The organism is Burkholderia sp. BCC1977, assembly GCF_905339595.1.
In the GTDB taxonomy this organism is placed as follows: domain Bacteria; phylum Pseudomonadota; class Gammaproteobacteria; order Burkholderiales; family Burkholderiaceae; genus Burkholderia.
This window is the reverse complement of sequence record NZ_CAJPGQ010000045.1, coordinates 58,759-65,378: the sequence shown is the minus strand read 5'-3', so window position 1 is coordinate 65,378 and position 6,620 is coordinate 58,759. Positions and strand designations below refer to the sequence as shown.

The following is a 6,620-nucleotide window of genomic DNA, read 5'->3' as shown; positions in this document are numbered from 1 at the left end:
CCAGTCAGATCGATAATTATGATTATGTCAAATAAAGAATTCACCTGAAAACACCGCTGAAATCCCTCCCGAACACTGCCCGAATCCCACCTCACCAGTCGCCCTGAGTCACCGTTTCCCAGCGTGAGCCCGCCTCGGCGAATTCGACGACACGCGATCTCCCCGACGGCCGCCAGCCAGACGCCGCCTCCAACCACTGCAAACCGCAAACCGCCCGCACAGGACGATCAGGACAACCACATCCCCTGCATCTTGTGCGAGAAATGCGCGCGCTCGGCCGTCTCCATCAGCGACAGGAATTCGTCCTGCATCATGTGGATCAGCGCTTCATGGTCGCCGGCCTCGAAATACACTTCCGGCTGCTGCGCGAGATGTTCCTCGAGGAAGGTCTTCATCCCGTACGCCATGCACACCGGCGGCAACGCGCCCAGGTCGCAATCCTTGAAGAGTTCGCGCAGTTCGATTTCCCTGGCGAGCACGAGATGGCGGCCAGTCTTGACCCAGAGGTCCGACAGTCGCACCGCGTGCGACGTCGGCAGCACGGCGGCGACGTAGCCTTCGTCGTCCTCGAGCAGCACGGTTTTCGCGAGGCGATCGCCGGGGATATGCGCGGCGGCGGCCGTCTCCATGCTGGTATGACTATACGGGTGGTACACGACTTCGTACCGCGATGACTTCTGGCGCAGGCAATCCTGCAGGGTGGCTGATACAGGCATGGCACACCTCGTCTGGACGAATCGGGCGAACGAAGTTCGCTCCGGATTTGTTCAGCATAGGTCGCATTGCGGCTAATGGAAACGCCCTCGCACGGCGCCCGCCCGGACGGCCCGACACCCGGCTTCGGCCCCTTTTCCGGTCACGCGACCGCCCTCGCCGGCATGTGAAATCCGGGCCCGGAATATGCGCGCAACATGTCTGCCGAACCCGCCTTTCCTGTAGACAAAACCGGCGATAACCATTCGGGCGCGATGACGCAAACCCACGTGACGGCGGATCCGAACTAGACCGTTAGTTGCATTTAAAGGAAGGGCGTCGAGACCGGAAAATCATCCTCATTAGCCGCCGGGGATCGGTCGGCCACGCGCCGGCGAGGCCGCCGCTGACCGCGCCGACAAAGACCGAACCGCGCCCTATACTGAGCCAACCGCCCACCGTCCCGCGGCGGCCGATTCCGGGAGCGACCATGCATTACCAGCTGACCTACGAACTCGTCGACGACTACCTGACCCGGCGAGAACAGTACCGTGCCGAGCACCTCGCACTCGCGCAGGCGGCAACCGAACGCGGCGAGCTCGTGCTCGCCGGCGCGTTGCAGGATCCGGCCGACCGCGCCGTGCTCGTGTTCGAAGGCGATTCGCCGGAAGCCGCCGAATCGTTCGCGCGCGCCGATCCGTACGTGCAGAACGGCCTCGTCAAATCCTGGCGCGTGCGTCCGTGGCGCGTCGTGGTCGGCAAGCACGCCCCGCACTAACGGTGCACGGGGCAACGGCTACAGCCACCCCGCCCGCTTGAAGCGCCACCACAACGCGAGATCGGCCGCGACCATCACCGCGATGCAGCCGTAGAAGCCGTACTTGAGGTGCAGTTCGGGCATGTTCGCGAAGTTCATCCCGTAGATGCCGGCGATCATCGTCGGTATCGCGAACAGCGCGGCGAACGAGCCGAGCCGCTTGGTCACCTCGTTCTCCGCGAGCGAGATCATCCCGAGATTGACCTGGATCGCGGTCACGACCATCTCGCGCCGCCCTTCGATCGTCTTCACGATCCGCTGCAGGTGGTCGTACACGTCGCGGAAGTAATGCTCCATCCCGCTGCAGACCTGCGGGATGCGCCCGCCGGTGAGCTTCGCGAGCGGCTCGATCAGCGGCGCCGTGTGCTGGTACAGCATCACGAGCCGCCGTTTCAGCGAGTAGAGATCCTCGATGATCGCGCGCGACGACGCGAGTGTGGCCTTCGTGAAGATGCGGTCCTCCAGTTCCTCGAGCTCGGTGCCGAGCGTCTCGAGGATCGGGAAATAACGGTCGACGACCTGGTCCATCAACGCATAGAACACGAACGCCGACCCTTCCTGCAGCAGATGCGGCTCGTGCTCGCAGCGCTTGCGCACCGCGCGGAAGTCCTGCTCGGTATGGTTGCGGATCGACAGCACGTAGTTCGGGCCGACGAACACGTTCAGCTCGCCGACCTTGAATTCGCCGTCGTCGTCGAGCTCGACCGTATGCAGCACCGCGAACAGCGAATCGCCGTACTCCTCGATCTTCGGCCGCTGATGCCCCTTCCGGGCATCCTCGAGCGCGAGCTCGTGCAGCCCGAATTCCTCGCCCATCAGGTCGATCTCGTCGGGCGTCGGATCCTTCAGCGCGACCCATACGAAGCATTCGGGTTTCGACACGTAATCGCTGATGGCGTCGATCTCGATGTCGGCCAGCTTCCGGCCGTCCTGGTATGCAGCACAGTTGATCAGCATGTTGTCCGTGATGTTGCCGTTTCCGCATCAGTTTACCGGTTTGGCGCGCGGGCAGCCCGGCTTGCGCGGCGCGCCGATATTGGTCATGATCGGACTGCATGCGCCGCGGCACGCGCACGGCATCGCTTCGACAGCGCACGGCACGGTCCGTGCGGCCCAACCGTCAAGGAGACAGGCCCATGTGGTATTTCTCGTGGATACTCGGCATCGGCGTGGCGCTCGGCTTCGGCATCATCAATGCGATGTGGCTGGAGGCGGAAGTGTTCTCGCGCGGCGACACGCGCACCGACGCATCGCGCGCGGATGCGGGGAGCCGCTATTCGTGACGCACCTGGTGTTCTTCTGCGGTCATGCCGGCACCGGCAAGACCACGCTCGCGAAGCGGCTGATCGGGCCGCTGATGCGCGCGACCGGCGAGGCCTTCTGCCTGCTCGACAAGGACACGCTCTACGGCCGCTACAGCTCGGCGGCGATGGGCGCCCTCACCTCCGATCCGAACGACCGCGACAGCCCGCTCTACCTGAAGCATCTGCGTGACCCCGAATACCAGGGCCTGCTCGACACGGCCCGCGAGAACCTCTCGCTCGGCATCGGCGCGCTCGTGGTCGGCCCGCTGTCGCGCGAAGTGCGTGACCGGCGCATCCTCGATCGCGCATGGCTCGGCATCGGGCCGGACGTCGCGCTGACGGTCGTCTGGGTCCATACGGCGGAAGACGTCGCGCACCAGCGGATCGTCGCGCGCGGCAATCCGAACGACGCCTACAAGCTCGCGCACTGGGACGAATACCGGCAACGCCGCTTCGTGCCGACCGGCCACGAATGCGACGGCATCGTGATGTTCGACAACACCGCGCCGTCCGACACGGACATCGATGCGCTGCTGTACCGCATCGTGCCGCCCGCGCCGCAGGCAACCATCGTCCCGCCGCTGCCCGCCTGAGCGGCGCGCACCGCCCTGCTCTTCCCTGCTCTTCCCCGCTCTTCCCCGCTCTTCCCCGCCGCTCTTCCCCGCCGCTCTTCCCCGCCGCTCTTCCCCGCCGCTCTTCCCCGCCGCTCTTCCCCGCTTTAACGCGCGTCAAAAAAACGCCGGAAGCGCTGCTGCGCTCCCGGCGTCGCACGGCCCTCGTGCCGGAGACCGATCGTCAGGCGACTTCGTGCACGCGCTCCATCGTGCCGCCTTCGTACAGCTTGCCGAAGCGGTTCGACAGGAATGCCTTCAGCGACACCTTTTCCTGCGGGATGAAGCCGCTCTGCGGCAGCTTCTTTTCGCGGAACAGATCCAGCACCGCGCACATCGCGCCGGCCGTCGTGATCTGGATCGCGCTCATGTGCATCCCGCACACGTCCTTCGCGAAAATCTTGCGCGTGAACACGTCCTGCACGAGCTGACCGTCCTTCACGCCCGTCACCGTGACGAACACGAGCACGACGTCCTGCTTCGTCGACGGCACCGCGCGGCGCATGATCGACTTCAGCGTGTCGCGGTCGCTCGACAGGCGCAGGTCCTCGAGCAGGAACTGCACGAGCTCGCGGTGGCCCGGATAGCGCACCGACTTGTAGTCCAGCGTCTCGACCTTGCCCGACAGCGTCTCGCACAGCGTGCCCAGGCCGCCCGACGTGTTGAACGCTTCGTATTCGGTGCCGTCGAGCGAGAAATGCTCGAGGCCTTCGAGCGGCTGCACCCACTGCTTGCGGCCGTCGCGGATCGCTTCGCACGGCTGGCAGTATTCGTTGATCAGGCCGTCGACGCTCCACGTCAGGTTGTACTTCAGCGCGTTGGTCGGATACTCGGGCAGCGCGCCGACGCGCATCTTCACGTCGCGCACTTCGCTGAAGCCGTTCACGAGCTCGTGTGCGGCGATGCCGATGAAGCCCGGTGCGAGGCCGCACTGCGGCATGAACGCACGGTCCGAACCGTCGGCCAGTTCGCGGATCGCGTGGGTCGCGCGCACGTCTTCGGTCAGGTCGAAGTAATGGACGCCGGCAGCCTTGGCCGCCGCGGCGACGTTGACCGCGAGGTAGTACGGCAGCGCATTGACGAGCGCATCGAAGCCCTTCACGGCCTCACGGATCGCATTCGCGTCGGCCGAATCGACACGTTGCGTCGCGATGCCTTCACGCGACAGCTTGGCGAGCGCATCCGCATCGCGGTCGAACGCGACGACTTCGTAGTCGCCCGTTTCACGCAGCATGTGAGCAATGGTGTGGCCGATCAGACCTGCGCCGACGATGGCGATTTTCATGCGCTTATCTCCTGATGATGAGTTTGGTGTTGGTGTACGGCGTCGAGCCATGAACACAGTTTAGAGACGCGCAAAATCAGTTCCAAGGCGAAGAATGATGCGAAACGACCGATTAATTCGACGAAATGACGATCAATTTCGTCACAACGACCAAATCGTCTAAAAATCGCGTAGATGACGCGCCGCGGACGGGCCGCGAAGGACGCGTCTGGACGGGCAGGAAGGAACAGGCAAAGCGGGACAGGCGCAGGTGAAGGAACCGCAGGCGAACGAACCGTTGCACGCGCCCGGGCAGGCATGCGACGCAACGACGCTCGCGTGACGATGCGCGAGGCGACGCACCGCCTTGCGGTGAGCATCGGCGGCGGACATCAACGGAAGGGAAAGGAGGAACAACCTGCGCGACGCATCGCGCCGCGGAGCCGCACGAGACGTCACACGCGACGCCGCATGCGATGCCTCATCCGCCGATCGTGCCGCGATCGATCTTGCGCGACAGGATGATCGACGTCGTCGTGCGCTCGACGCCTTCGAGCGTGCCGATCTGGTCGAGCAGATCGTTGAGCCGCTCGGGCGAATCGGCACGCAGCCACGCGACGTAGTCGTATTCGCCGCTCACCGCGCACAGCAGTTGCACCTCGGGCATCCGGTCGAGCTTGCGCAGCACGTCCTTGCCGAACTTCGGCGTGAGGATGATGCCGACGTACGCGTAAATGCTCGCGTCGAGCACGTCCTGGCCGAGCCGCACGCTGTATCCGGCGATCACGTTGGTGCGCTCGAGCCGCGCGATGCGCGCGACGACCGTCGTGCGGGCGACGTCGAGTTGCCGCGCGAGATCGGCGACGCTTGCGCGCGCATCCGCTTGCAGCAGCGCGACGAGTTGCCGGTCGAGGTCGTCGAGTTGGTCGAGGCGAGGTGGACGCATGAGGCTGGGCCGGCGCGCTGCGCGCCGGTGAAATGGAACGTGACGCGATGATAGCGCCGAACGCCGGTGCGCCCAAACGTCAGCGCACGGCATCGCACGCCGTCACGGGCTCACGCGCTCGCATCGCCCCGCCTCATTCGCGTGCGGCGCCCGACGTGCCGATCGAACGCCATCGATCGTCGCCCGTTCGCCATGTCCGTTTCAATTTCGATTCGTATCGGATGTAAGCAAGTGTCGCTTTCGCTGCCGCGCCGCACGCAACGTGCTACTAATAATGGGCGACGCGAGATGCGCGCTCGCGGCCCTGGCCGCCGCGCCCGCTCGCACGACACCACCCCGGAGAGCCAACCATGAAGAAAATCTCGCTCACCCTCGCTACGCTCGTCGTTGCGGCCAGCGCATTCGCGCAGACCCCGGCGCAACCGCAGACGCCCGCTCCGGCAACGGCAACGGCCGCGTCGGCTCCGAGCCCCGAACAGCGCGCGGCGCGCCACGAAGCGCGCATCGAGCAGCGCATCAAGTACCTGCACGATCAGCTGAAGATCACGTCGGCGCAGGAACCGCAATGGAACACGTTCGCCGACACGATGCGCGAGAACGGCGACACGATGGGCCGCCTCTATCGCACCCGGATGGAAAGCCACGACGTATCCGCGGTCGACGACATGAAGCAATACGCGGAACTCGCGCAGGCGAACGCGGACGGCGCGAAGAAGCTCGCCGATGCATTCGCGCCGCTCTACGCGAGCTTCCCGGCCGACCAGAAGGCGCTCGCCGACACGACGTTCCGCAGCTGGCTGCACCACGGCGGCGAACACCACGGCAAGGGCAAGGCCAAGAGCAAGGAAGGCAAGGCAGCCGCCGCGCCGGCCGCCAGCGCGCCCGCCCAACCCTGAGGTCCGCCCCGCCGGCGCCGCGCGCCCCGTACGGGCCGAACGGCGTCGCGCATCCCGCGGGAATCCGGCGCGTCACACGGCGCGCCGGA

8 protein-coding genes are annotated in these 6,620 nt (G+C 65.5%); 4 read left to right on the top strand and 4 right to left on the bottom strand.

Translation table 11 applies throughout. The features are described from left to right. Positions 1–227 precede the first annotated feature (227 nt). Positions 228–716 carry an aminoacyl-tRNA deacylase gene (locus tag U5771_RS28670; RefSeq protein WP_044848239.1) on the bottom strand — a complete coding sequence of 163 codons (489 nt, stop codon included), beginning with the start codon at positions 714–716 and terminating at the stop codon, positions 228–230. A 467-nt stretch (positions 717–1,183) separates the two neighbouring features. Here U5771_RS28670 and U5771_RS28665 point away from each other — a divergent pair, with 467 nt between their 5' ends. After that, the gene (locus U5771_RS28665) at positions 1,184–1,471 is read left to right on the top strand and encodes a YciI-like protein (protein WP_322027093.1); all 288 of its coding nucleotides are present in this window, start codon (positions 1,184–1,186) and stop codon (positions 1,469–1,471) included. An 18-nt stretch (positions 1,472–1,489) separates the two neighbouring features. Here U5771_RS28665 and corA read toward each other — a convergent pair whose 3' ends face one another. Further along, on the bottom strand, positions 1,490–2,467 hold the full coding sequence (gene corA / locus U5771_RS28660) for a magnesium/cobalt transporter CorA (protein ID WP_322027092.1): 978 nt from the start codon (positions 2,465–2,467) through the stop codon (positions 1,490–1,492). A gap of 179 nt (positions 2,468–2,646) precedes the next feature. Here corA and cydX point away from each other — a divergent pair, with 179 nt between their 5' ends. Together cydX and U5771_RS28650 are read left to right on the top strand one after the other, a co-directional pair. Further along, positions 2,647–2,793 carry a cytochrome bd-I oxidase subunit CydX gene (gene cydX / locus U5771_RS28655; protein WP_322027091.1) on the top strand — a complete coding sequence of 49 codons (147 nt, stop codon included), beginning with the start codon at positions 2,647–2,649 and terminating at the stop codon, positions 2,791–2,793. Beyond that, complete coding sequence (locus U5771_RS28650; RefSeq protein ID WP_322027090.1) at positions 2,790–3,407, top strand: ATP-binding protein; 618 nt, start codon at positions 2,790–2,792, stop codon at positions 3,405–3,407. The genes cydX and U5771_RS28650 overlap by 4 nt, the downstream gene beginning before the upstream one ends. 202 nt (positions 3,408–3,609) lie before the next feature. Here U5771_RS28650 and U5771_RS28645 read toward each other — a convergent pair whose 3' ends face one another. Beyond that, positions 3,610–4,710 (bottom strand): saccharopine dehydrogenase family protein, encoded by a 1,101-nt coding sequence (locus U5771_RS28645; protein WP_006755042.1) that lies wholly within the window; start codon positions 4,708–4,710, stop codon positions 3,610–3,612. Between the two features lie 460 nt (positions 4,711–5,170). Continuing rightward, positions 5,171–5,635: an Lrp/AsnC family transcriptional regulator gene (locus tag U5771_RS28640; protein ID WP_006481526.1), complete on the bottom strand. Its 465-nt coding sequence runs from the start codon at positions 5,633–5,635 to the stop codon at positions 5,171–5,173. A gap of 350 nt (positions 5,636–5,985) precedes the next feature. Here U5771_RS28640 and U5771_RS28635 point away from each other — a divergent pair, with 350 nt between their 5' ends. Then, the gene (locus tag U5771_RS28635) at positions 5,986–6,531 is read left to right on the top strand and encodes a Spy/CpxP family protein refolding chaperone (protein WP_322027089.1); all 546 of its coding nucleotides are present in this window, start codon (positions 5,986–5,988) and stop codon (positions 6,529–6,531) included. Positions 6,532–6,620 lie beyond the last annotated feature (89 nt).

Excerpts from the sequence above, each read along its gene's own strand:
- U5771_RS28665 (WP_322027093.1), top strand. The coding sequence starts at position 1,184 with ATGCATTACCAGCTGACCTACGAACTCGTCGACGACTACCTGACCCGG.
- corA (WP_322027092.1), bottom strand. The coding sequence starts at position 2,467 with ATGCTGATCAACTGTGCTGCATACCAGGACGGCCGGAAGCTGGCCGAC.
- U5771_RS28670 (WP_044848239.1), bottom strand. The coding sequence starts at position 716 with ATGCCTGTATCAGCCACCCTGCAGGATTGCCTGCGCCAGAAGTCATCG.
- U5771_RS28640 (WP_006481526.1), bottom strand. The coding sequence starts at position 5,635 with ATGCGTCCACCTCGCCTCGACCAACTCGACGACCTCGACCGGCAACTC.
- U5771_RS28645 (WP_006755042.1), bottom strand. The coding sequence starts at position 4,710 with ATGAAAATCGCCATCGTCGGCGCAGGTCTGATCGGCCACACCATTGCT.
- cydX (WP_322027091.1), top strand. The coding sequence starts at position 2,647 with ATGTGGTATTTCTCGTGGATACTCGGCATCGGCGTGGCGCTCGGCTTC.
- U5771_RS28635 (WP_322027089.1), top strand. The coding sequence starts at position 5,986 with ATGAAGAAAATCTCGCTCACCCTCGCTACGCTCGTCGTTGCGGCCAGC.